Consider the following 24,705-nt stretch of genomic DNA (forward strand, 5'->3'; position numbering starts at 1 on the left):
ATGCCAATCAGACGAGCCGGCTCTGTTCGACGGCAGCCTCGATAAAGCTCGCGAACAACGGATGCGGGTCGAGCGGACGGCTCTTCAGCTCCGGATGGTACTGGACGCCGATGAACCAGGGATGGTCGGGATATTCGACCGTCTCGGGCAGCACGCCGTCGGGCGACATGCCAGCGAAGACCAGTCCGCACTCTTCGAGGCGGTCCTTGTAGTCGATATTCACCTCATAGCGGTGGCGGTGACGCTCGGAGATGTCGGTGTCGCCGTAGATCTCGGCGATCTTCGAGCCTTCGGTGAGCTTAGCGTCGAACGCGCCGAGACGCATCGTGCCGCCGAGATCGCCCGACGCCCTGCGCTTCTCCAGCATGTTGCCCTTGAGCCATTCGGTCATCAGACCGACGACCGGCTCCTTGGTCGAGCCGAACTCGGTCGACGAAGCGTTCTCGATGCCGGCAAGCGACCGGGCGGCCTCGATGCAGGCCATCTGCATGCCGAAGCAGATGCCGAAATACGGCACCTTGCGCTCACGGGCGAACTTGGCCGCCAGGATCTTGCCTTCCGAACCGCGCTCGCCGAAGCCGCCGGGAACCAGGATGCCGTGGACCTTTTCGAGGAACGGTGCCGGGTCTTCCTTCTCGAAGACCTCGCTCTCGATCCAGTCGAGCTTGACCTTGACGTTGTTGGCCAGGCCGCCATGCGACAGCGCTTCGATAAGCGACTTATAGGCATCCTTGAGGCCGGTGTATTTGCCGACCACCGCGATGGTGACTTCGCCTTCGGGATTGTGGATGAGTTGCGAGACGTTCTGCCAGGCATCGAGACGCGGCTTGGGCGCGGGGTCGATACCGAACGCAGCCAGCACTTCCGAATCGAGACCTTCCTTATGGTAGGCCAGCGGCACGTCGTAGATATGGCCGACGTCGAGCGCCTGGATCACAGCCGATTCGCGGACATTGCAGAACAGCGACAGCTTGCGGCGCTCTTCCTTGGGGATGTTGCGGTCGGCGCGAACCAGAAGGATGTCCGGTGCGATACCGATCGAGCGCAGTTCCTTGACCGAATGCTGGGTCGGCTTGGTCTTCAGTTCGCCAGCCGTCGGGATGTAAGGCATCAGCGTCAGATGGACATAGACCGCATTGTTACGCGGCAGATCGTTGCCAAGCTGGCGGATCGCTTCGAGGAACGGCATCGCTTCGATGTCGCCGACAGTGCCACCGATCTCGCACAGCACGAAGTCGAACTCGTCATTGCCGTCGAGGATGAAGTTCTTGATCTCGTCGGTGACGTGCGGAATGACCTGCACCGTCGCGCCGAGGTAGTCGCCGCGCCGCTCGCGTTCGATGATGTTCTTGTAGATGCGGCCGGTGGTGATGTTGTCGCTCTGGTTCGCCGAACGGCCGGTGAAGCGTTCGTAGTGACCGAGATCGAGATCGGTTTCCGCCCCGTCATCGGTCACGAAGACCTCACCATGCTGGTAAGGTGACATCGTTCCGGGATCGACGTTCAGATACGGATCGAGTTTACGGATGCGCACGCGATATCCGCGTGCTTGCAGAAGAGCCCCGAGGGCCGCTGCGGCTATGCCTTTTCCAAGGGAAGAGACCACGCCGCCGGTAATGAAAACATATCGCGCCATGGGATTCATCGCTTAACGCGGCCAAATCGATTCCGCCAGAGAAAAATCCGCCGCGTCGGACTTTTCCCTATATGGCTGTTCATTGTTGCTGCCGGGCAGGCCGTGCAAACAAAAAGGCCGGCGCGACCGCCGGCCAACTTCGAGCGTTGTTGAAACGCTTTACATGACGATGACTTCAGAGCCCATCTTCACGCGATTGTAGAGGTCCATGACATGATCATTGACCATTCGGAAGCACCCGTTCGAAGAATTCGTGCCGATCGTCTGCGGCTGATTGGTACCATGGATACGGATATGGGTATCCTTCTTGCCCTGGTAAAGGTAGATGGCGCGCGCACCGAGCGGATTTTCCGGCCCGCCGTTCATGCCGTCCTTGTAGCGCCCGTACTTCTGGGGCTCGCGTTCCTGCATATCCTTGGTCGGAATCCAGCGCGGCCATTCCTGCTTGTCGCCGATGGTGGCCTTGCCCTTGAACTCCAGCCCCTCGCGGCCGACCGCAATCGCATAGCGACGAGCGGTCGACGATGATTCGACCAGATAGAGATAGCGCGCGCCGGTATCGACCACGATCTGTCCGCGCTCATAGCCCGAGAACGTCACTTCCTGCGGCTCGTAGTCGGCCTTCACCTTGAACTGCTTGTTGGCCTGCTTGGCCTGCAGGACGGCGTCGAGGGCACGCGTCTGCGGCAGCATCGACTGCTGTGGCGCAGTGCTGCCACCGAAGATGCCGGCGAGCAGACCGGCCTGCTGAGGCTTGGCCTGCACTTCGCTGCGCAGTTCGCCACTGTTGCCGGTCGAAGCAACCGTGAGTGCATCGGGCGTAAGTGGTGCTACCGGCTGCAGCAGTTCGACAGGCTGGACGGGCTTGGGCAACGCAGGTGCAACCTCGGCAACCTGGGTTGCTGCCCTTTCGGTCTTCTTCAACCGGGCGAGTTCGCGCGCCTTGTCGGCCTTTTCCTTGGCCGCAGCCCGCATCGCCATCTTCTTGGCTTCGAGCATCTTGAGGCGGGCGAGTTCCTTGTCGGCCTTGATCTTGGCTTCGAGGTCCTTGATTCGCGCCAAATCTTCTTCGGTCGGCTTCTTCTTTTTCTTGAGAAGCTTGAGTTCCGCGGCGTCGCTCTTGGCGGCGACCAAAACGACATCGCTTGCACCCACAAATTGTGGTGCCGCTGCCGTGCCGGCCGAGGTGGCGGCAAAGGCTGTCGAACTCATGAAAGTAGCGCAAAGACCAGCAAGAAGGATGCGGCGGAGCTGCATGGCGAGGGATCCCGAACGTTCAACGCAAATTTTCGCGCGACAAACGCGCGGTGCCCCCCAAAGGCGCCCCCGCCGAAATGCCGCAAGCCCGCTAATATCGATTAGCCGGAGATGCCTCAAGGGAGGCACCACCGGTGAATTGATCGAATTGTAATTATCGATGCAGCATTTGCCGCAACTGTGTTCAAACAACAACAGGTTGCGGCAGAGGCTTAATACTTAGTTAGGAACTTGCGGTGCTGCCGGGGCAGTAGCGCCGCCTGCGGCGGGCTGCTCGGTGCCCGGAGCGGCTGGCGCAGTGGCAGGTGCGGCCGGCTGCGCTGCGCTCGGAGCAGCAGGAGCGGCGGAATCAGTTGCAGGCGCAGCAGCGCCAGGTGCAGGCGTGGTCGAACCGCCGAGCTGATCGAGAACGCCCTTGCCGCCAGTCGTGCCACTTTGGGTGGTCGGCGCGCGATCAAGGATATCGGTCGGCTTTGCTCCATAGCGGGCAACGATCGACAATGTCAGCGACGTCACGAAAAACACGGTCGCCAGGATAGCGGTTGCACGGGTCAGCGCGTTGGCCGCGCCGCGTGCGGTCATGAAGCCCGAACCACCACCGATGCCGAGGCCACCGCCTTCAGAGCGCTGCAGGAGCACAACGCCAACAAGGGCGAGCACGACCATCAAGTGAATGACGATGAGGACGGTTTCCATTGCGCTTCCTGGGATCTTTCCTGACGGGGACTTGCCGCGCGCCGAAGCGCCCGGCCTTCCGGAGGCGGCTCAATACAATGCTTTCTAGGCATTTCCAAGCCCGCCGGCCGAATATGGGGTGACACGCTGCCTTTGCAACGGTTACGCTGGGTGAAATCAGAGCTTGCGATAGGCTTCGGCAATGCCAAGGAAGTCGGCTGCCTTGAGGCTGGCGCCACCGACCAGCGCGCCGTCGACATTGGCGACTGCCAGCAATTCGACGGCGTTGGACGGCTTTACCGATCCACCATAGAGAATGCGCATCTTGCCAGCCGCCGCACCCAGCTTCTCCGCCAGGCGCGCACGGATATGCGCATGCGCCTCGGCCACGTCGGCCACGGTCGGCGTCAAGCCGGTGCCTATCGCCCAGACTGGTTCGTAGGCAATGATCGCATTTGCCGGTGTCGCCGTCGTCGGCACCGAGCCTTCGATCTGGCGCGACAGCACCGACAAGGTTGCGCCGCTTTCGCGCTCGGCATGGGTCTCGCCAATGCAAATGACGGCGACTAGCCCGGCGCGCCATGCCGCTTCAGCCTTGGCACGAACCACAGCGTCGGTTTCACCATGGTCGGTGCGGCGTTCCGAATGCCCGACAATGACGTGGCTCGCGCCGGCGTCCTTCAGCATTTCCGACGACACGTCGCCCGTGTGGGCACCACTTTCCTTTGCGTGGCAATCCTGACCGCCAGCCTTGACTGGCGAGCGGTGGAGAATTTCAGCCGCACGTGACAGAAGCGTCGCCGGAACACACAAGAGTGCTTCAGTCTCGGCGTCGAGGCCGCTCATGAAACCGCCGGCGATGTTGCGCAATTCGTTGAGCGAAGCACTGGTGCCGTTCATTTTCCAGTTACCTGCAACGAGTGGGCGTATTCCTGGCGTCATGTACTCTTCCCTCGAAATCGATGTTCGTTCGGGCAACCTCACTACCAAAAACAGGCCACAAAGCAATCGACAGTGGCCCTGAAGGGCGCTATTGCGCTTCGTTCATGCAGGCGCATGCGGAAATGCGCGTATACGGGATCTGATACATGCTGGAATCGATGCGAAGTGCTGCCGGTACCTGGGTTGCTAAGCTGCTGCTTCTGCTGCTCGTCGTCAGCTTCGCGATCTGGGGTATCTCAGGGCGTATGCTGAACCAGTTCGGTGGCGACAAGGTGGTGACTGCCGGCGGCACGTCCGTTTCAGGCGTCGAATATCGCCTCGCCTATGACCGTCAGCTCAATGTCATGTCGCAGCAATTCGGTCAGCGCCTGACCCGCGACCAGGCGAACGCGCTCGGTATCGACAACCAGGTGCTGTCGCAATTGGTCGCAGGTGCCGTGCTCGACGAGCAGGCCCGCAAGCTTGGCCTCGGCCTGTCCAAGGACCGCCTTGCCCAGTTGACCTGGGACGATCCGACCTTCCGCGGCCCCGATGGCCAGTTCGACCGCCAGGCCTTCGAATACATCCTGCGCCAAATCGGCATGCGCCCAGAGGATTACCTCAAGAACCGCGCCCAGGTCGCCGTCCGCCAGCAGATCGTCGAAGCCGTTTCCGATGGTCTTGTCGCCCCTGACACCTTCCTGCGCGCTGTGGCGCTGTATCGCGGCGAAGACCGCACCATCGACTATCTGCCTCTGCCAAAATCGTTGGTGGAGCCTATCGCGGCACCGAGCGACGAAGTTCTGAAGGCGTGGTTTGAGGAAAACAAGAAGAACTACGCCGCGCCGGAATTCCGCAAGCTGAGCTACGTCAAGCTCGAGCCGGAAGACATCATGGATGTCGCGTCGATCACTGACGAGCAGGTTCGCCAGGACTACGACAAGAACAAATCGCACTTTACCACTGCCGAGACGCGCAAGATCGATCAGTTGGTTCTCGCCAACGCCGAGGCAGCCAAGGCCGCTTCCGACGCCATCAAGGCAGGCGCGACCTTCGACAAGGTCGTTGCCGATCAGGGCAAGACTGCGGCCGACGTCACGCTCGGCACGCTGACCAAGGAACAGATTGCCGACAAGGCTGTCGCCGAGGCGGCTTTCGCGCTGCAGGCAAACCAGGTCAGCGATGTCGTCCAGGGCGCTTTCGGCCCGGTGCTGGTGCGCGTCAGCGAGATCACGCCACAGACGGTGAAGACGCTCGATGAGGTCAAGGACCAGATCCGCAAGGAACTCGCCCTCGCCGAGGCTAATCGTATCCTGCTCGACGTGCATGATTCCTACGAGGACGCCCGCGCTGGCGGCGACACGATGCAGGCGGCGGCCGACAAGCTGAAGCTCAAGGTGGTGACGATCGACGCCATCGATCGCGCCGGCCAAGACGCCGAAGGTACCGTCATCAGCACGCTGCCGGATTCGCGCAACCTGATCCAGGCGGCCTTCGAAGCCGAAGCCGGCGCTGAAAACCCGCCGCTCAACCTCGGCTCCAACGGCTTCGTGTTCTATGAGGTCGTGGATGTGACGCCGGCACGTGACCGCACGCTCGATGAAGTACGGGCAAAGGTGGTCGCCGACTGGACCGCAGCGGAAGCCACGAAACGTCTTCAGGACAAGGCGAACGAACTTGAAAAACGCCTTAAGGACGGCACCGCGCTGGATGTCATCGCAGGCGAACTGAAGCTCGAAAAACAGACCAAGCGCGGCCTCAAGCGCGAAACCGACGACGCCGATTTCGGCCGTGAGGGTGCGGCGGCGATGTTCGCCATGGGCCAGGGTGGAACTGGCGTCATTGCAGCACCGGCCGGCGATGCGCAGATCCTGTTCAAGGTCGCGGAAGTGTTCGAACCCGCCGGAGCGGACAAGAGTGCCGTGCCAGAGGACGCGCAGAAGACCTTTGCCTCCGGCATGTCGGACGACCTGCTCGACCAGCTCGTCGCCCAGCTTCAGGGTGAATATCAGGCCACCATCGACCGGGAGGCAATCACCCGGGCACTTGCGGTGGGAACGCCATGAGCGCACTGAAGCCGCATATAGCAAAGGTAGCTTCGGGCGCCCCCCTCACCTTCGAGGAGGCCCGAGAGGCTTTCGACATCATCATGTCGGGCGAAGCGACGCCCGGCCAGATTGGCGGCTTCCTGATGGCGCTGCGCGTGCGCGGCGAGACAGTCAGCGAGATTTCAGGCGCCGTTGCCACCATGCGCGACAAGATGCTTCGCGTCGAAGCGCCTGCCGATGCCATCGATATCGTCGGCACCGGCGGCGACGGTTCGCACAGCGTCAACATCTCGACCGCTTCGGCCTTCGTCATTGCGGGTGCCGGCGTGCCGGTCGCCAAGCACGGCAATCGCGGTCTGTCATCGCTGACCGGTGCTGCTGATGTGCTCACCGCGCTCGGGGTCAACATCGACCTGTCCCCCGAGGCGATCGGCCGTTGCATCCACCAGGCAGGCGTCGGCTTCATGTTCGCCCCGGCGCATCATCCGGCGATGAAACATGTCGGCGCGACCCGCGTCGAACTCGGCACCCGGACCATCTTCAACCTGCTCGGTCCGCTTTCCAATCCAGCCGGCGTCAATCGCCAACTCGTTGGCGTGTTCTCCCCTGAATGGGTCGAACCTGTAGCTGCAACGCTGAAGGAACTCGGCGCCCAGCACGTGTGGGTGGTGCATGGCGACGGCTATGACGAGATCACGACCACTGGCGAGACTCACATCGCGGCACTCACCAATGGCAGCATCAGCACGTTCACGCTGACGCCCGAGCAGGTTGGGCTTGCGCGCCATACACGCGAAGAGTTGCGCGGGGGCGATTCCGCCTACAATGCTGCGGCTCTGCGCGGCGTTCTCGAAGGCGCCAAAGGCGCCTACCGGGACACTGTATTGATGAATGCCGGTGCCGGGCTTGTCGTCGCCGACAAGGCGGCAAGCCTCGAGGACGGCGTTGCACTGGCCGCCGAGTCGATCGACAGCGGTAGGGCGCTTGGTGTGCTCGGTCGTCTGGTCAGCGTTTCGAACGGATAAGTTATGGCAGATATCCTGCGCCGCATCGAAGCCTACAAGCGCGACGAGATCGCAGCAGCCAAGGCGCTGCTGCCGCTCGTCGAGGTCAAGGCACGGGCCCGCGACGCATCCCAGCCGCGCGGGTTTCTTGCCGCCCTTGAGGCCAAGCGCCGCGACAACCGCTTCGGCCTTATCGCCGAGATCAAGAAGGCAAGCCCGTCGAAGGGGCTGATCCGTCCCGATTTCGACCCACCAGCACTGGCTCACGCCTATGCCGAAGGCGGCGCGGCCTGCCTGTCGGTCTTGACCGATACACCATCCTTCCAGGGTGCTCCCGAATTCCTGACCGCGGCTCGCTGTGCTTGCGCCCTGCCCGCTCTGCGCAAGGATTTCATGTTCGAGCCTTACCAGGTGCATGAAGCCCGCGCCTGGGGTGCGGACGCCATCCTCATCATCATGGCAAGCCTCAGCGACGACGACGCCAAGCGGCTTGAGGACACGGCCTTCGAGCACGGGATGGACGTCCTCGTCGAAGTGCACGACGAGGAAGAAACCGAGCGCGCACTAAAGCTCTCTTCGCGCCTGCTCGGCATCAACAACCGCAACCTGCGCACCTTCGAGGTCAGTCTCGACACCTCCGAGCGGCTTGCCCCCATGGTCCCGGCCGATCGTCTTCTGGTCGGGGAAAGCGGTATCTTCACGCACGCCGATTGCCTGCGCCTGGAAAAATCCGGCATTGGCAGCTTCCTCGTCGGAGAAAGCCTGATGCGGCAGGCCGATGTGGCAGCCGCCACACGAGCGCTTCTCAACGGCGCGGCCATCTGACATGGCAACCACCCTCACCCACATCGGCGCTACCGGCGAAGCCAACATGGTCGATGTCGGCGACAAGGCCGAGACCACGCGCACCGCAATCGCCGAAGGCTGTGTCAGCATGCGCGCCGAAACCCTGGCGTTGATCCTTTCGGGCAATGCCAAGAAGGGCGACGTACTTGGCACCGCGCGCATCGCAGGCATCATGGCTGCCAAGCGCACCCATGAACTCGTGCCCCTCTGCCATCCCATCCTGCTGACCAAGGTTTCGGTCGAGATCGAAGCGGACGAGGCCCTGCCCGGCCTTCGCGTGACAGCGCTTGCGCGCGTCACCGGCAAGACAGGCGTCGAGATGGAAGCGCTGACCGCCGCATCGGTCGCTTGCCTCACCATCTACGACATGGCCAAGGCTGCCGACCGCGCCATGGTGATTTCCGGCATCAGGCTGGTCGAGAAGACCGGCGGCAAGTCGGGCGACTACAAGGCAGGCGCGTAGATGGCCCTGCTGCCCGTCGCCGATGCGCTCGGACGCCTGCTCGATGGCGCCGAACCCAGAGCCGTGGAAACGGTCGGCCTCGGCGAAGCCTCAGGGCGCGTGCTCGCAAGCCCGTTGTATGCCCTGCGCACCCAACCCCCATTCGATGCCTCGGCCATGGACGGATATGCCGTCCGCGCAGACGATATCGCGTCGCTGCCGGCGCGATTGAAGGTCGTAGGGACCGCAGCCGCAGGAAGACAGTTCAGCGGTGCGATTGCGCAAGGCGAGAGCGTGCGCATCTTCACCGGCGCGCCTGTGCCACAAGGTGCTGATACCGTCGTTATCCAGGAAAACGTCCGCGATCTCGGCAATGGCGAGGTCGAAGTGCTGGAGCCAGCTGTGCTTGGACGCAACATCCGCGCCAAGGGCCTCGATTTCAAACAGGGCGATCTCATTCTCGACACCGGGCGCTTGCTTGATCCGGCAGCCCTATCGCTCATCGCTGCCGCCAATCATCCCGAGATGTCAGTCGTCCGCGCGCCGCTGGTCGCCATCATCGCCACCGGAGACGAACTGTTGCCGCCCGGCAGCAACCCCGGTCCCGACCAGATCATCGCGTCCAACGCCTACGGCGTCGCCGCGATCGTTCGCTCGGTAGGCGCACGCGTGCTAGACCTCGGCATCGCAGCCGACCGCAATGACGCGATCTCGACACTCGTCACCCAGGCCCTCGATGCCGAGGCCGACGTCATCGTCACCCTCGGCGGCGCTTCGGTCGGCGACCACGACCTGATCCATGGCGTCTTGACCGGACTCGGCATGGATCTCGACTTCTGGAAGATAGCCATGCGCCCCGGCAAGCCGCTGATGTTCGGCCGCCTTGGCAAGACGCGCTGCGTCGGCCTGCCCGGCAATCCAGTAGCGAGCCTGATCTGCTCGCATATCTTCCTGAAGCCGCTGTTGGCGAAGCTTGGCGGTCGGCCTTACTCGCCCGATATCCGCAACGGCATCCTCGACACAGCCGTTGCGGCCAACGATTTGCGTCAGGATTTCGTCCGTGCCGTGGCGCGCGAGACGCCGGACGGCCTCATCGTCACGCCATACATGGTTCAGGATTCGTCGATGCTACGCACGCTCGCCGACGCCAATTGCGCCCTTATGCGCGAACCCTTCGCACCGGCAGCCGAATCTGGCAGTGCCTGCCAGGTAATGATGCTGCGCTGAACAACACAGCGCGTCCCCTTCACGAAATATAAACAGTTGCGGAACACAACTGGAACAGATAGTGTTTGTTCTGGGTTTGTTTTTCTTCTGATTCCTCGGGGGTGGCGATGCTGACGCGCAAACAACACGAGCTTCTGCTGTTCATCCACGAGCGTTTGAAAGAGACGGGCATCCCCCCATCTTTCGACGAAATGAAGGAAGCGCTCGACCTCGCCTCCAAATCCGGCATCCATCGCCTGATCACGGCACTGGAGGAGCGTGGCTTCATCCGACGCCTGCCAAATCGTGCACGCGCACTCGAAGTGCTGCGCATGCCCGATTCGATTGCGCCTGGCCTCAACGCGGCGCGAAAGTTCTCGCCCAGCGTCATCGAAGGCAGTCTCGGCCGTCGGCCTGAGCCTTCGCGCTCGATGTCGGCGGGTAACGACGACGACGCCGGTTCGGCCGTCACCATCCCGGTGATGGGTCGTATCGCCGCCGGCGTGCCGATCGACGCGATCCAGCACAAGACCCATTCCATTACCGTTCCGCCGGATATGATCATGGGCGGCGAGCATTACGCGCTCGAGGTCAAGGGCGACTCGATGATCGAGGCTGGCATCTTTGACGGCGATACGGTCGTCATCCGCAGTTCGACCACCGCCAATCCCGGTGAGATCATCGTGGCACTTGTCGACGATGAGGAAGCGACCCTCAAGCGATTCCGTCGCAAGGGCGCCTCGATCGCGCTCGAAGCAGCCAATCCGGCCTACGAAACGCGCATCTTCGGGCCCGACAGGGTCAAGGTACAAGGCAAGCTTGTCGGACTTATCCGCCGCTATTGATTTTTGCACAGCGGGGTCGAGCCTGCCTGCCCAGCCATAGGGTGGGACCTGCCTGAATTTCGGCTATTTGGCCGAGATCGCGGCTTTCGGCGTTTTGGGGCGTTTGTCTGTGTGCTGGTAGGGCGCCAGCCCCCTCGCCTCGCGTGAGAATGCGCGCTGCATGTGCCATGGACGATATGGTTCGGGCACGGCGTGACGGATCTCGATTTCTTGGCGTTTGTTGTCCGTTGTCGGCTTCAGGAATATCGCCGCACTGCCCAGACGCGCGAGCTCTCGGCTGGTGAGCACGGTTGCATCTGATCTTGGGCAAGTGTCGTTTGCGGTGGCGTCGTTCACGACAATGAGGTCAGCGTTTGCGCAAACGCGCCGGGCGGCCATTACATCCTCCGCATGCACGATCAATCCGGCCGACGTGTGTTGAACCTGACAAAGGCCGCCGCTGCAGACAAATGCAGCCTCGTTGGCACTGCCGTTTGGATTGCCGGATTTGACAGCGCCTTTCGCATCAGTGCGAAGAGGTCCGACGAGTTCCTCTGCGACCAGTGCGCGCATCCAGTTGTCGACCGTGAACTCATTTGGCCGGGAACGATTGACGGCAAGCCTTTTGTCCGCCGTTGGCACCCCCACCAGGCGGCCATCCTCGGAGACGAGGCCGACAGGTGTTTCGGTTTCCATCAGCGTCAGAATTCCAAGGGCCGCAAATGGCAAGGCGGCGGCACGCAGCCACGTCGTGGCTATTGATGCGATGACCAATGCGGCGGTGATGAGGACGACAGCTTCCGCGGAGACCAGCCCGACTGCATCGACGGGCGACCTCTCGGAAAACCACTTTGAGAGTTCGATCATGGCCTTCAGACCGACACCCATAGTATCGAGGAATAGGCCGTCGAGGCCCAATGGCATGAAGATGCCGGCCAAGACCGCAAACGGCATCACCAAGACGGAGACGATCGGCATGACAGCGAGATTGGCGACAAGGCTGAGCGGCGAGACTCGCTGGAAATGCCAGGCGCCGAAGACGCTGGTGGCAAGGCCTGCGATCAGCGAGGTAGCAATGAGCCCGATCGCAACAGTTGCAAGCCAGCGCCACAATTTCGACGGCAGCGACCTTTGCACGAGAGGTTGAGCTTGCTCCTCCCGCCTATCCGACCACCAGGCATAGGCGCCGACAAGTGCGGCTGTTGCCGCAAACGACATCTGGAAGCTCGGGCCAACCACCTCATGCGGCGAGATTACGATGACGACGATCGCCGAGATCGCCAGATTGCGCATGGTGAGTGCCGCACGATCGAACAGCACGGCGGTCAGCATCACGGCCAGCATGATGAAACTGCGTTGTGCCGCGACCTCGGCACCAGAGATGAACAGATAGCCGCCCGTCGAGACCAAGGCAGCGCTCGCAGCGTATTTCTTGACCGGCCAACGTGATGCGAAGGTAGGAAAGCCAGCGAGGGCAAGCCGCATCAACACCATGACAGTACCCGCGACCATCGCCATATGCAGGCCCGAGATCGAAATGATGTGGTAGAGGCCGGTGCGCCGCAGCGCCTCGTTGATATCCTCGGGAATGCCGCCGCGCACACCGACCACCAGCGCTGCCGCTATTTCGCCTTCGGCTCCACCGATCCGGTCCCGAATGCGCTGGGCAATCTCTTCACGCACGTTCTCTATCGAAGCAAAGGCTCGATCGCTGGCCGACGGCGGCTGTGTTGAGGCGGCAAGGTCCGGCCCCTTCATGAAGAAGCCACTGGCGCCAATGCCGTCGAAGTAGCTTTCGAAGGAAAAATCATAGCTGCCAGGTCGCACCGGGCCCGAAGGCGGCATGAGGCGGACATAGCCGGTCACCTGCGCCCCCGCGACCACGCCTTCTGGAACCTTGCGCGCGGTCAGCCTCACGCGCTCCGGGGCATAGCGCAAAACCGGACGCGCGGTTGCGAGGACATCAAGCGTCAACCGTACCCGGCCATTGTCGAGATGGTCGAGTCCGATGACCCGACCGGTGATCCCAGTCGATATTTCGGCCCCTAGCATCCTGGTTGCCATTCCAGCCGTTTCAAGCTTTGCCAGCGTCATGCCGAGCAGGCAGGTCGCAGCGGCGGCAAGCCCGTAATGGACCAACCTGTGCGAACGCATGACGAAGGCGAGCGAGCCCACGACTGCGAAAGCGATCATCAGCGGTGCGATCGCCGGTTCAACCCGCAGGGCAAAATAGATAAGCGCGCCGATAGCCAGAAACACCGGAATCAACAGAAAGGCGGCTCCACGGTCGAGTTCGGTTTGGATTGCGGAAAGTGCTGATCGCCCGTTGATCCGGTGGCGAACCAGAAGTCGTGCCCATCGATGCCGCCGTGGCAAGTGAGACGACGCGCCGGTCGCTGCGATTGCGACCTCCGCCGTGGCTGTGTCGGCTGCTGGAGTTCTGGGCTTCGCCCATGCCACGGGAAGCAAGGACGAGGCTGCCAGCAAGCTGCGCTCGCTGGCCTCAGCCACCGGATTGTTACCGGCCTGCCCCTCCCGCACGTGCTCGCCCATCGGGCCTGCCCCTTGCGCCCCAGACCTTCTATGCTACATCAACGCCACCGAAACGCCATGCGCCGCCGGTCTCCGGCCGGGCGACGCCATGCCTCCCTTGGAATTTGCTATGTCCGTCGTGACCCGCTTCGCCCCCTCGCCCACCGGCTACCTGCATATCGGTGGCGCGCGCACCGCGCTATTCAACTGGCTCTATTCCCGTCACACCGGCGGCAAGATGCTGCTGCGCATCGAAGACACCGACCGCGAGCGCTCGACCGATGCCGCAACAGCAGCGATCCTCGAAGGCCTGACCTGGCTTGGCCTGACATGGGAAGGCGAGCCGATCTCCCAGTTCGAGCGTGCGCCGCGCCATCGCGAGGTCGCGGAAGAACTCGTGCGTTTGGGCAAGGCCTATTATTGCTATGCTTCTCAGGAAGAGCTCACCGAAATGCGGGAGAAGGCGCGCGCCGAGGGGCGGCCGCCGCGCTATGACGGCCGCTGGCGCGACCGCGACCCGTCCGAGGCACCCGCCGGCGTCAAGCCGGTCATCCGCATCAAGGCGCCGACCGAAGGCGAAACACTTGTGCGCGACCGCGTGCAGGGCGACGTGCGCTTTCCCAACAAGGATCTCGACGATTTCATCATCCTGCGCTCGGACGGTGTGCCGACCTACATGCATGCGGTCGTCGTCGACGATCACGACATGGGCGTCACCCACATCATCCGCGGCGACGACCACCTGACCAACGCCGCGCGCCAGACGGTCATTTATGTCGCCATGGGCTGGGACGTGCCTGTGATGGCGCATATCCCGCTGATCCACGGTGCCGACGGCGCCAAGCTGTCCAAGCGTCACGGCGCGCTCGGCGTTGATGCCTATCGCGCCATGGGCTACCTGCCTGAAGCGCTGCTCAACTATCTCGCCCGCCTCGGATGGAGCCATGGCGACGACGAGGTGATGAGCATCGAAGACATGATCCGCTGGTTCGAGATCGAGGACGTCAACAAGGGGGCCGCCCGCTTCGACTTCGCCAAGCTCGAGGCGCTGAACGGCGTCCACATGCGCCAGATGGATGACAGCAAGCTGTTCGACATCTTTGTTGCCACATTGCCCTACCTGCCGGGTGGCGACGCGATCCTCAGCAAGCTCGACGACAAACGCACGGCGCAGCTGATTGCAGCCATGCCTGGTCTCAAGGAGCGCGCCAAGACGCTGATCGAGTTGGCGGAGGGTGCAGCCTTCCTGTTTGCCGAACGGCCGTTGGCCTTGGACGAGAAGGCTGCCAGCCTGCTGGCTGGTCCGGCCAAGGACATCCTCAAGGGCGCCCATGCGGCCCTTTCGACGGTGGCTGACGCGGATTGGAACGCGGCCTCCGCCGAGGCTGCAATCCGCGAGTTTGCCGGTCGCGAGAATGTGAAATTGGGCGGAGTCGCCCAGCCTTTGCGTGCCGCTTTGACAGGCAAAAGCACCTCCCCGGGGGTGTTCGATGTGTTGGCTGTTCTGGGCCGCGACGAAAGTCTGGGCCGCATTTCCGATCAAATCGATTAGGTCAGCAGTGCTTTCCTAGTTTTGCATTGAAATGAGGCTGTTGCGGTGCAACATTGCGGCAACAGGTCAATTTGAAAGCAGCGGGGAAGCTGGGAAGCGTGTTCGAGCGTTCCGGGCCTATTGGTTGCCTTGTTATGACGATTGCGCCGCGTGAAGCGGCAACTCAGCACTAAGGAGTATGCGATGACTGATTCGACCGCCAAACTGGAATTCCGCGGCCAGACCCATGACTTCAAGGTACGCAGCGGCACGGTCGGACCAGATGTGATCGACATCGCATCGCTCTATGCCACAACGGGCGCTTTCACCTACGATCCCGGCTTTACCTCGACGGCGAGCTGTGAGTCGGAAATCACCTTCATCGACGGCGATGCAGGTATCCTTCTTCATCGCGGCTACCCGATCGACCAGCTGGCCGAGCACGGCGACTTCCTGGAAGTCTGCTATCTGCTGCTCTACGGTGAACTGCCGACCAAGGCCCAAAAGGACGACTTCGACTACCGCGTCACGCGCCACACCATGGTGCATGAGCAGATGTCGCGCTTCTTCACCGGCTTCCGCCGCGACGCGCATCCGATGGCCGTGATGTGCGGCGTGGTCGGCGCCCTTTCGGCCTTCTATCACGACTCGACCGACATCTCCGACCCGCACCAGCGCATGGTCGCCTCGATCCGCCTGATCGCCAAGATGCCGACGATCGCGGCGATGGCCTACAAGTACCACATCGGCCAGCCCTTCGTTTACCCCAAGAACGAGCTGAACTTCGCCGCCAACTTCCTGCACATGTGCTTTGCGGTGCCGTGCGAGGAGTACAAGGTCAATCCGGTGCTCGCCCGCGCCATGGAGCGCATCTTCATCCTGCACGCCGACCACGAGCAGAACGCCTCGACCTCGACCGTGCGCCTCGCCGGCTCATCGGGCGCCAACCCGTTCGCTTGCATCGCTGCCGGCATCGCCTGCCTGTGGGGCCCGGCACATGGCGGCGCCAATGAAGCGGCGCTCAACATGCTGTCCGAGATCGGCCATGTCGACCGCATTCCGGAATTCGTCGCCCGCGCCAAGGACAAGAACGATCCGTTCCGCCTGATGGGCTTTGGCCACCGCGTCTACAAAAACTACGACCCACGCGCCAAGATCATGCAGAAGACCACGCATGAGGTACTGGGCGAGCTGGGCATCAAGGACGATCCAATGCTGGACGTCGCCATGGAGCTCGAGCGTATCGCTCTGACCGACGATTATTTCATCGAAAAGAAGCTCTATCCGAACATCGACTTCTATTCGGGCATCACGCTCAAGGCATTGGGCTTCCCCACCACCATGTTCACCGTGCTGTTCGCGCTCGCCCGCACCGTCGGCTGGATCGCACAGTGGAAGGAAATGATCGAAGATCCGCGCCAGAAGATCGGCCGTCCACGCCAGCTTTATACCGGCGCGGCAGAGCGCGATTACGTTCCGATCGCCAAGCGCTAAACGCAGCTGCCAACTCAGATACGCCCGCCAAGTTCTTGCTTGGCGGGCGTATTTCATTTCAAGATGTGTTTGAGAACCGCTTCGGCGGCAAGCTCGCCCGAAGGCCGCTCTGTCGCCAGGCGGCGGGCGATTTCGGCAAAGCCCTCCTTCTGCCAGCGCCGCAGGCCGCTGTCGTCGAACAGGCCCTCGACATAACGCGCCATCCATTGTGGCCGCACATACTGGTTGTAGTTTTCCTGGATGACGGGGCGGTCTGCGATCAGATTGGGCAGAGCAGCGCTCCACACAGTGATCAGGCTTTGAACCGCGCGCATGAACGTATCGAGCTTGTAGGAAGACAGCATCGGCACGCCGGCAAGCGCAAGCTCCAGAGACACGGTTCCCGATGCGATCAAGGCCGCATCGGCCTCGCCGAATGCCTGCCACTTGTGCTGCTTGTCGAGGATGATCTCGGGCTTTTGCGCCCAACCGGAAACGGCTTCTTCGACCATGCCGGCAACATGTGGCACGGTTGGCAAAAGCAAGCGCATCCGGTGGCCACGGGCGCGCAGGATCGACACAGTCTCGCCGAACGGCCCGATCAGGCCGCGGACTTCGCTGCGGCGCGACCCAGGCAGCAGCAGCAGTGTTTTTTCGCGACCGGGCGCAAGCGTGCCTTTGCCTTCCTGCATCGCCGCGGCAATCGCTATTCCGGGATCTGTCGCCAGGCGGTGGCCAACGAAGGTACCATGCGGGCCGCCGAGGCGCGCGAGTTCATCCGGCTCGAACGGCAGGATGCACAGTATCTCGTCGACATGTGGCTTCATGGCCTTGGCACGCCCTGGCCGCCAGGCCCAGACGCTCGGGCATATGTAGTGAACGATCGGGACCTTGGGGTCGAGCGCGCGAACCTTCTTGGCAACCCGCAACGAAAAATCAGGGCTGTCGATGGTGATCAGGCAGTCCGGCTGCTCCTTGGCGACAAAGCGCGCTGTCTCACCAATGCGCCGCAACAGGCGCGGCAGATCGCGGATGACCGCCGTCAGCCCCATAAGTGCGATTTCGCCGGCATCGAACAGGGGCGAAAGACCGAGTTCCTGCAGATGACGACCACCGGTGCCAACCAGCTTGACGTCGCGCCCAGTCAGCCGCTGCAGCGCCTGCACCAGGTCGGCTCCCAGAAGGTCGCCCGACTCCTCACCTGCGACAACGGCTATCTTGAGCGGTGGCAAGCTCATGTGTTGTTTCCCTTGCCAGTGAGGCCGACGACAAACAGGCCCAACCTGTCCGCGCGTTCGACCATCTCGCCAAAATCAAGCACAAGCGAGCGGCCTGCCTCGACTCCAATTCCAGCAAGGCCTGCCGCGTGGGCTGCTTCGACCGTCGCGGGGCCTATGGTTGGCAGATCGGCGCGAAGTTCCTGGTGCGGCTTGGCGCATTTGACCAGAACGCCGCGTTTGCGGCCGGCGATGCGTCCATTGTTGCGCAGGTCGCGAACGCGTTCGAGCAGAAGGTCGGTGCCCTCTATGCCTTCCAGGGCAATAGCTCGTCCGCCGATGGCGACCGCGGCCTGCCCGACATCGAGTGCGCCGATGGCATGGGCGGCCTCCAGGCCGGCATACAGGTCGACCCAATCACCCTTCTGAGGCTTATGGGTGCCCATTGCTCCTTCGACCGCCAACAGTTCCGGCACGATTTGATGGGCACCGACAACCTTGATGCCGTAGTCCTCAAACGTATTGACCAATATGCGCAACAACCCGTCGTCACCGCGCGCGAGGGCAGTCAGAGCACGCGGCAGCAGGCGAAACAACATCAGGCTCGGACGGATCGCGCGCAGTCTCGGCCGACGACTGACACCGCCGGCGAGCACGACATGCGTGACGCCCTTCTGCCTGAGAAGCGGCAGCAGCGAAGGAAATTGCTCGATAGCGAGCACTTCACCCTCATAGCCCGTCAGGCTGGTGCCAGAGTCAGTCTCACCATCGAGGCGGACCACAAAGGGCTGATGGCCGGAATGGGCAAGGGTGTCTGCGACGTTGACCGGTAACCGGCCGCTGCCTGCGACGACAGCGACACGGTCAGTCGCGGAAAGGTTTATCTTCTTTCCGCACTCAGCTTTCGTCATCGGCGGCGTCGTCGGAGACGGCGTTGCGGATCGGCGGAACGGTGAAGTGCCGCTTGCCACGTGCCTGGATGAAATCCAGAACGTCGCGAACGATCGCCGACCCGGCGAATTCGCGCTCGACGGCCGGGATGTTTTCGGCCACCGATCGAGCGGGATCGAAGATCATCTTGTAGGCCTTGCGCAGGGCAAAGATTTCCGCGCGCGGCAAACCCGAGCGCTTCATGCCGATGATATTGAGGCCGCGCAATTTAGCGCGATTCCCCATCACCATGCCGTAAGGGATGATGTCGCCGTCAATGATGGCAGCACCACCGGCAAAGGCATGATGCCCGATACGCGTCATCTGGTGGACAGCGGCAAGTCCGCCAATCGTGACGTTGTTGCCGACCTCGACATGGCCACCCAGTGTTGCGACGTTTGCCATGGTGACATTGTCGCCAACGATGCAGTCATGCGCGATGTGCGCATAGGCCAAAAACAGTCCGTTGTCGCCAACAGTGGTCTCGCCGCGGCTGGTGTCGGTGCCGACATGCATCGTCACGCCTTCGCGGATGGTGCAGTTCTTGCCGATGACGAGCGTCGTGCGGCCGCCCTTGTGCTTGTTGTTCTGCGGTGCCGCGCCGAGTGTTGCCTGCGGGAAGACCTTGCAGCCTTCGCCCACCGTCGTTGCGCCCATCACAGCAACATGGCTGATCAAGTCGACCCGGTCGCCGATGACGGCGTCGGCACTGACGTGGCAGAATGGCCCGATCCGAACACCGGCGCCCAGCTTGGCACCAGCTTCTACGACGGCGGCGGGATGAATGAATGTTTCGGTCTGCATCAACGTTCTAGCTTATTCCTTGGGCACCATCATCGCCGCAACCTCGGCTTCCGCCACCGTGACTCCGTCGACGCGCGCGTCGCAGGCAAATTTCAGGATGTTGCCGCGCTTCTTGATCTTCTTGACGTGGATTCTCAGCTGGTCGCCCGGAACGACCGGTTTACGGAATTTTGCGCCGTCTACAGTCATCAAATAGACCAGCGACGGCGTTTCGTCGATAACGAGCCGCAGGCAGATAGCCCCGGCTGTCTGGGCCATCGCTTCGATGATCAGCACCCCCGGCATGACCGGATGCGCGGGGAAATGGCCCTGAAAATGCGGCTCGTTGACGGTGACGTTCTTGATGCCAACCGCCGAGTCGTCGCCATCGATCTCGACGATACGATCGATCAAAAGAAACGGGTAGCGGTGTGGAAGTATCTTGAAGAGGCCCTGGATATCGACGGCTTCGAGCGTCCTGGTTGCCTGGTCAGTCATTGCGCCCGCCCTCCTTTGGTTTTCCCTTGGCCAACTTCTTCAGCAATGCGAATTCGCGCATTGCCTCTTTCATCGGCTTGGCCGGATAGCCGGCCCAAACCTCGCCCGCGGGCACGTCATGCATGAAGCCGCTGCGCGCCGCCAGTTGTGCGCCAGCGCCGATCGTCAAATGATCGGCAAGGCCGACGCCTCCGCCCATCATGACGTTGTCGCCAACGACGACGGAGCCCGAAATACCCGTAAGGCCAGCAATGACGCAATTGCGGCCAATGCGCACGTTGTGGGCAATCTGGACCAGATTGTCGATCTTGGTGTTCTCGCCGATGACGGTATCCGCCATCGCCCCACGATCGACAGTCGAATTGGCGCCGATCTCGACATTGTCCTGGATGATCACGCGTCCGATCTGCGGAATGCGTTCGGGTCCACGCGCGCCGCCCGCGAAACCAAATCCATCCTGGCCGATGCGAGCACCCGCATGGATGATGACGCCATTGCCGATCAGCGCATACTGGATCGAGCAATGTGGGCCGATGTAGCAATCACGCCCGACCTGCGACGAGCGTCCGATCACCGCATTTGCAGCTATGACGGTGCCACTGCCAACAGCGGCATTGGCGCCGATGACAGCACCTGCTTCGACCACCGCACCCGCTTCGACGTGAGCCGACGGATCGATATGAGCGAAGGGGGAAACGCCTGAAACACCCGTCACGCCGACAGGGCGTTCAGCCTCGGGATAAAGCAGCCGGCCGATGCGCGCGAAGGCCTGCTGCGGACGCGGTGTGATCAGAACGGCAATGCCGTCCGGTACCATGCCTGCAACGTCAGGCGTACAAAGCACAGCCGCAGCTACCAGAGTCGCCAGTGGCTTTGCGTTGCGCTTGCCGTCGACAAACACCAGCGCGCCATCGCCGCCACTGCTCGCGGCAGCAATGGTTGTAAGCGTGATGGGAGAATGCTTATGGTCGACGAGCGTCGCGCCGGTAAGGTCGGCCACCTCGCCTACCGTATAGTGGCGTGACGGCACAAAGAATACCGGATCCGTCATAAAATGCTGTTCCAGCCAAGCCGGGCAACCGTCTTCCGGGCCAGTATGGCCCGGAAGTATCGTACCACGCGATTAGAAGCGGGTCGAAATGCCGAAGTTGAATTCCTGCGTATTGTCGGTGTCCTGCTTGGCCACCGGCACCGCATAGTCGATACGCAGCGGGCCGAACGGCGACGCCCAGAGCAGGCCGATACCCACGGAAGCGCGCCACTGCATGTCGGTCGAAGTACCGAAATTGACCGGCGGGGTCGTTTCGATCTTGCTTCCGTAAAGCGTTGCGGCATCCGCGAACACCGCACCACGCAAGCCGAAGCTCTCGGGAACGACGGGGATCGGGAACTGCGCCTCGGCAGTGGCATTGAAGTAAGTCGTGCCGCCAAGGTGCTCGCCGGTTGCCGTATCAACCGGGCCGATGCCGTTGTACTCGAAACCGCGGATCATGCGATCGTTGTTCTTGAACTGGTCGAACACACGCAGACCATCGTCGCCGAAGCCCTGAACATGACCGCCGCCAGCCGAAAGAAGGGCAACAATATCAAGCTCTTCCGACAGAGTCTGATAGTAGGTACCGCGACCGGAGACCTTCACGAACTTGGCGTCGCCGCCCAGACCTGCCACTTCGGTGGTGAAGTTGGCATAGATACCAGCGTGCGGGCTCTTCATGTCGTCGATGGTGTTGTAGACAAGCGTGCCGCTGACCGACGACTTGATCCACGGGCTGTCCGCGACACCGTCAAGGATAGCGATAGAGACGTTACACCTGGATGGGTCGTACGCGCCGCTGGAGTTCACGCAGTCGTCGGAGAGGTTATACTCCTCCTTCGAAATGTTGTAGGCCAGCTGCGTCGAGACGTTGTCGGTGATCGGAAGGCCGAAGCGGATCGTGCCACCGGTGATGTCGCTGTCGTAGTGATCGTAGTTACGCGTCTGGCGATAGATGTCGAAGCCAGCAGCAATACGGCGACCGAGGAAATATGGCTCGGTGAACGAGAAGCTGTAGTCACGCGAGTTCTTGCCGCCGCCGGCCGAGAACTTGATGAACTGGCCACGGCCGAGGAAGTTGCGCTCCGTGATCGAGCCTTCGATCGACGGTCCGGCATTGTCGCCGCCTGTCGAGTAACCAGCGCCAATCGAGAACTCGCCGGTCGACTTCTCGACCAGATCGACAACAAGCACAACCTGATCGGGCTGCGAGCCGGGAGCCGTCGAAACTTCGACCTTCTCAAAGAAGTTCAGCGCTTCGAGACGCTTCTTCGCGCGCTGGATCAAAACCTGGTTGAAGGCATCGCCTTCGCTGACGTCGAATTCACGGCGGATGACGAAGTCGCGGGTGCGCTCGTTGCCACGGATTTCGATGCGCTCGACGTAAGCCTTGGCACCCTGGTCGACCGTATAGACGACGTTGATGGTGCGCGACTCGAAGTTGCGGTCACCGCGCGGCGTCACCTTGGCGAAGGCATAACCCTTGCCTGCGACATTCTCGGTGATGGCAATGATCGAGTCTTCGACATTCTTGGCGTTGTAGACATCGCCCTTGCGGGTTTCGACCAGCGACTGCAGCTGGGCGCCATCAATCTCGGCGATCGTGCTCTCGACCGAAACGTCACCGAACGTGTAACGCTGACCTTCATCAACGGTGATCGTGATCGTGTACTGGTTGGTCGCCTCATCGAGTTCGCCAAAGGCGGACACGACCTGGAAATCAGCATAACCGCGATTGAAATAGAAGCGACGCAGCGCTTCCTCATCGGCGCGCAGACGGTCTTCGTCATAGATGTCGTCACGCAACATGAACGACAGGACCGAGGAACGCTTGGTCGAGATGACATCCGAGAGACGACGATCGCCAAAAGCGGAGTTGCCGACGAAATTGATCGCCGCGATCTTGGTGCGACCGCCTTCATTGATCTCGAACACCACGTTGACGCGGTTTTCGCCGAGATCCATGACCTTGGTGCCGACAGTGACGTCGTCGCGGCCAACGCGCTTGTATGCTTCTTTGATCGTCGCTGCGTCAGCATCGAGCGCTGCCTGCGAAAACGCGCCGCGCGGCTTGAGCTGAACTGCGCCGCTAAGCTGCGCGTCCTTGAGCTTCTTGTTGCCCTGGAACAGCACCTGGTTGACGACCTGGTACTCGGAAACCTGGACCACCAGCGTCGAGCCGACCTGGTTGATTCGAACGTCGGAGAACAGGCCGCTGCCGAACAGTGCCTTCACGGCGTCGTCGATGTCGGTGTTCGAAAACGACTTGCCTGGCTTGATGGTGATGTAATTACGAACAGTGTCCGCATCGACGCGCTGATTGCCGCGAACTTCGATCCGATTGACCACCGCCGCCTGAGCGGCAGACACGGCAACAAACTGAACCGCCACTGCTCCCGGTACGGCCAGCGCGGCGGAAAGAGCTACCGCGGACGCGGCGCTCGCAAACTTAAATGCTGCCTTCATTGGCCCTTGTAACCTTTTTCTCGAAGTCCCCACGGCGAGAAAACCGGACGTCGCGGTAAATTTCCCGTACCGTATTAACCGGATTTTCCCTACACGCAAGGCTTCTAGTTAATTTGTATTTACTTACCTTGCGAGCGTGACTTTCGCGTCACGCATATCGTCCCGGATGGTAAACGCCCCCTCAACAGGACCCTTGTCCGTCCAAAATTTCTTCATGATTTCAGCAACCAAACAAATCGTTCCAGAAAACGAAACCCATAAAAGCAAGAACCAGAATCATCCCCACGCGGTATATCGCTTCCATCGCCCGCTCGGAAACAGGGCGCCGGATCACAGCCTCTACCGCATAGAATGCGAGGTGGCCGCCGTCCAGCGGCGGAATCGGCAGAAGGTTAAGAAAACCGATCCCGACAGACAAGAGCGCCACGAGTTGGACCAGCCATACAAAGCCCATCTGAGCCGCCTTGCCGGCCATGTCGGCGATCTTCACCGGTCCGCCGAGCTGGCACTTGTCCTCGCGACCGACAACGAACCGCTTGAGGAACTGCCCCGTGCGCTCGATGATGTGCCCCGTCTCGGACACCGCCTGAACGAAGGCGCCGCCAGGGCTGTAGCTGATCAGCCGCGGCTGTCCCAACTCCTCGTTGTTGACCACGCCGATGACGGCGACCTTGACCGAATTGCCGAGCGCATCTTTCTGCTCCACCAACTCCGGCGTTGCCGTGACGGTGACGTCCTTACCGTCGCGCAACATCACGAAAGTAATGGGATCGCCGCCACGGCCCGAAACTAGGCGCTGAACGTCGGAGAAGGTTTCCACCGGGCTGCCGTCGACGCTGACGAATCGGTCGCCCGGCTGAATGCCGGCATTCGCCGCTGGACTTGCCGCACGAACCTCGGCGACCGTCGGCTCCATGACATAGCGGCCATAGGCCGAAAACATCACCGTGAAGACGGCAATCGTCAGAAGGAAGTTGAACAAAGGGCCGGCAACCACAGTCGCGGCACGCTTCCAGACCGGCTGGGTGTGAAAGGCGACCTTGCGTTCATCGGGACTGAGATGGTCGTCCTCGGCTCCCGGCGCGGAGGTAACATTCATGTCGCCGACGAATTTGACATAGCCGCCCAGAGGGATCGCGCAAAGCTTCCAGCGCGTGCCGCGGCGGTCGTTGAAACCCAGCAACTCGGGCCCGAAGCCGATCGAAAAGGCCTTCACCCCGATCCCACACCAGCGACCGACGAGATAGTGGCCCATCTCATGCACGAACACGACGATGGTGAGCACGAACAGGAACGGCACAATGGTGCCGATCAACAGACCGTCAGTACTCAGGAAGCCGGGTATATACTCGTTCAAATCAAGCCCTCAACCAGATCGAGCCT

20 protein-coding genes are annotated in these 24,705 nt (G+C 61.7%); 8 read left to right on the top strand and 12 right to left on the bottom strand.

Going from position 1 to position 24,705, the window contains the following annotated elements; translation table 11 throughout:
• Positions 1 to 7: 7 nt before the first annotated feature.
• From C8K44_RS12160 to tpiA, 4 genes are all read right to left on the bottom strand, one after another.
• Positions 8 to 1,645 (bottom strand): CTP synthase, encoded by a 1,638-nt coding sequence (locus C8K44_RS12160; RefSeq protein ID WP_109576055.1) that lies wholly within the window; start codon positions 1,643 to 1,645, stop codon positions 8 to 10.
• A 150-nt stretch (positions 1,646 to 1,795) separates the two neighbouring features.
• Positions 1,796 to 2,893, bottom strand: a complete 1,098-nt coding sequence (locus tag C8K44_RS12165; protein ID WP_109576056.1) for a L,D-transpeptidase — start codon at positions 2,891 to 2,893, stop codon at positions 1,796 to 1,798.
• A gap of 219 nt (positions 2,894 to 3,112) precedes the next feature.
• Complete coding sequence (secG, locus tag C8K44_RS12170) at positions 3,113 to 3,589, bottom strand: preprotein translocase subunit SecG (protein ID WP_109576057.1); 477 nt, start codon at positions 3,587 to 3,589, stop codon at positions 3,113 to 3,115.
• Positions 3,590 to 3,745: 156 nt separating this feature from the next.
• Positions 3,746 to 4,510: a triose-phosphate isomerase gene (tpiA, locus tag C8K44_RS12175; RefSeq protein ID WP_109576058.1), complete on the bottom strand. Its 765-nt coding sequence runs from the start codon at positions 4,508 to 4,510 to the stop codon at positions 3,746 to 3,748.
• Positions 4,511 to 4,656: 146 nt separating this feature from the next.
• Here tpiA and C8K44_RS12180 point away from each other — a divergent pair, with 146 nt between their 5' ends.
• The 6 genes from C8K44_RS12180 (at position 4,657) to lexA (ending at position 10,880) form a co-directional block, all read left to right on the top strand.
• Positions 4,657 to 6,555 carry a peptidylprolyl isomerase gene (locus C8K44_RS12180; RefSeq protein ID WP_109576059.1) on the top strand — a complete coding sequence of 633 codons (1,899 nt, stop codon included), beginning with the start codon at positions 4,657 to 4,659 and terminating at the stop codon, positions 6,553 to 6,555.
• Entirely contained in the window at positions 6,552 to 7,562 is a 1,011-nt protein-coding gene (gene trpD, locus C8K44_RS12185) for an anthranilate phosphoribosyltransferase (protein WP_109576060.1), read from the top strand. The genes C8K44_RS12180 and trpD overlap by 4 nt, the downstream gene beginning before the upstream one ends.
• A 3-nt stretch (positions 7,563 to 7,565) precedes the next feature.
• Positions 7,566 to 8,366 carry an indole-3-glycerol phosphate synthase TrpC gene (trpC, locus tag C8K44_RS12190; RefSeq protein WP_109576061.1) on the top strand — a complete coding sequence of 267 codons (801 nt, stop codon included), beginning with the start codon at positions 7,566 to 7,568 and terminating at the stop codon, positions 8,364 to 8,366.
• 1 nt (position 8,367) lies between these two features.
• Positions 8,368 to 8,850: a cyclic pyranopterin monophosphate synthase MoaC gene (moaC, locus tag C8K44_RS12195; RefSeq protein WP_109576062.1), complete on the top strand. Its 483-nt coding sequence runs from the start codon at positions 8,368 to 8,370 to the stop codon at positions 8,848 to 8,850.
• Complete coding sequence (gene glp, locus C8K44_RS12200; RefSeq protein WP_109576063.1) at positions 8,851 to 10,056, top strand: gephyrin-like molybdotransferase Glp; 1,206 nt, start codon at positions 8,851 to 8,853, stop codon at positions 10,054 to 10,056.
• A gap of 107 nt (positions 10,057 to 10,163) precedes the next feature.
• Positions 10,164 to 10,880, top strand: a complete 717-nt coding sequence (lexA, locus tag C8K44_RS12205) for a transcriptional repressor LexA (protein WP_109576064.1) — start codon at positions 10,164 to 10,166, stop codon at positions 10,878 to 10,880.
• 63 nt (positions 10,881 to 10,943) lie between these two features.
• Here lexA and C8K44_RS12210 read toward each other — a convergent pair whose 3' ends face one another.
• On the bottom strand, positions 10,944 to 13,127 hold the full coding sequence (locus C8K44_RS12210; protein ID WP_348626326.1) for a ComEC/Rec2 family competence protein: 2,184 nt from the start codon (positions 13,125 to 13,127) through the stop codon (positions 10,944 to 10,946).
• 394 nt (positions 13,128 to 13,521) lie between these two features.
• Between C8K44_RS12210 and gltX the strand changes: the two genes are divergently transcribed.
• A complete protein-coding gene (gene gltX / locus C8K44_RS12215; protein WP_109576066.1) occupies positions 13,522 to 14,943 on the top strand; it encodes a glutamate--tRNA ligase in 1,422 nt (473 codons plus the stop codon).
• Between the two features lie 183 nt (positions 14,944 to 15,126).
• The gene (gene gltA, locus C8K44_RS12220) at positions 15,127 to 16,416 is read left to right on the top strand and encodes a citrate synthase (protein WP_109576067.1); all 1,290 of its coding nucleotides are present in this window, start codon (positions 15,127 to 15,129) and stop codon (positions 16,414 to 16,416) included.
• Between the two features lie 53 nt (positions 16,417 to 16,469).
• Here the strand turns inward: gltA and lpxB are convergent, their stop codons facing one another.
• The 7 genes from lpxB to rseP all read right to left on the bottom strand — a co-directional run bounded on the left by lpxB (position 16,470) and on the right by rseP (position 24,679).
• Positions 16,470 to 17,633, bottom strand: a complete 1,164-nt coding sequence (gene lpxB / locus C8K44_RS12225) for a lipid-A-disaccharide synthase (protein WP_109576068.1) — start codon at positions 17,631 to 17,633, stop codon at positions 16,470 to 16,472.
• A complete protein-coding gene (gene lpxI, locus C8K44_RS12230; RefSeq protein ID WP_109576069.1) occupies positions 17,630 to 18,523 on the bottom strand; it encodes a UDP-2,3-diacylglucosamine diphosphatase LpxI in 894 nt (297 codons plus the stop codon). Before lpxI ends, lpxB begins: the two co-directional genes overlap by 4 nt.
• Entirely contained in the window at positions 18,510 to 19,346 is an 837-nt protein-coding gene (lpxA, locus tag C8K44_RS12235; RefSeq protein WP_109576070.1) for an acyl-ACP--UDP-N-acetylglucosamine O-acyltransferase, read from the bottom strand. The genes lpxI and lpxA overlap by 14 nt, the downstream gene beginning before the upstream one ends.
• 12 nt (positions 19,347 to 19,358) lie before the next feature.
• A complete protein-coding gene (fabZ, locus tag C8K44_RS12240) occupies positions 19,359 to 19,823 on the bottom strand; it encodes a 3-hydroxyacyl-ACP dehydratase FabZ (RefSeq protein ID WP_109576071.1) in 465 nt (154 codons plus the stop codon).
• Complete coding sequence (gene lpxD, locus C8K44_RS12245; RefSeq protein ID WP_109576072.1) at positions 19,816 to 20,874, bottom strand: UDP-3-O-(3-hydroxymyristoyl)glucosamine N-acyltransferase; 1,059 nt, start codon at positions 20,872 to 20,874, stop codon at positions 19,816 to 19,818. The genes fabZ and lpxD overlap by 8 nt, the downstream gene beginning before the upstream one ends.
• A gap of 72 nt (positions 20,875 to 20,946) precedes the next feature.
• Positions 20,947 to 23,322: an outer membrane protein assembly factor BamA gene (gene bamA, locus C8K44_RS12250; RefSeq protein ID WP_109576073.1), complete on the bottom strand. Its 2,376-nt coding sequence runs from the start codon at positions 23,320 to 23,322 to the stop codon at positions 20,947 to 20,949.
• A gap of 220 nt (positions 23,323 to 23,542) precedes the next feature.
• Positions 23,543 to 24,679: an RIP metalloprotease RseP gene (rseP, locus tag C8K44_RS12255; RefSeq protein WP_109576074.1), complete on the bottom strand. Its 1,137-nt coding sequence runs from the start codon at positions 24,677 to 24,679 to the stop codon at positions 23,543 to 23,545.
• Positions 24,680 to 24,705 lie beyond the last annotated feature (26 nt).

It is taken from the genome of Aminobacter sp. AP02, from assembly GCF_003148805.1.
GTDB lineage: Bacteria > Pseudomonadota > Alphaproteobacteria > Rhizobiales > Rhizobiaceae > Aminobacter.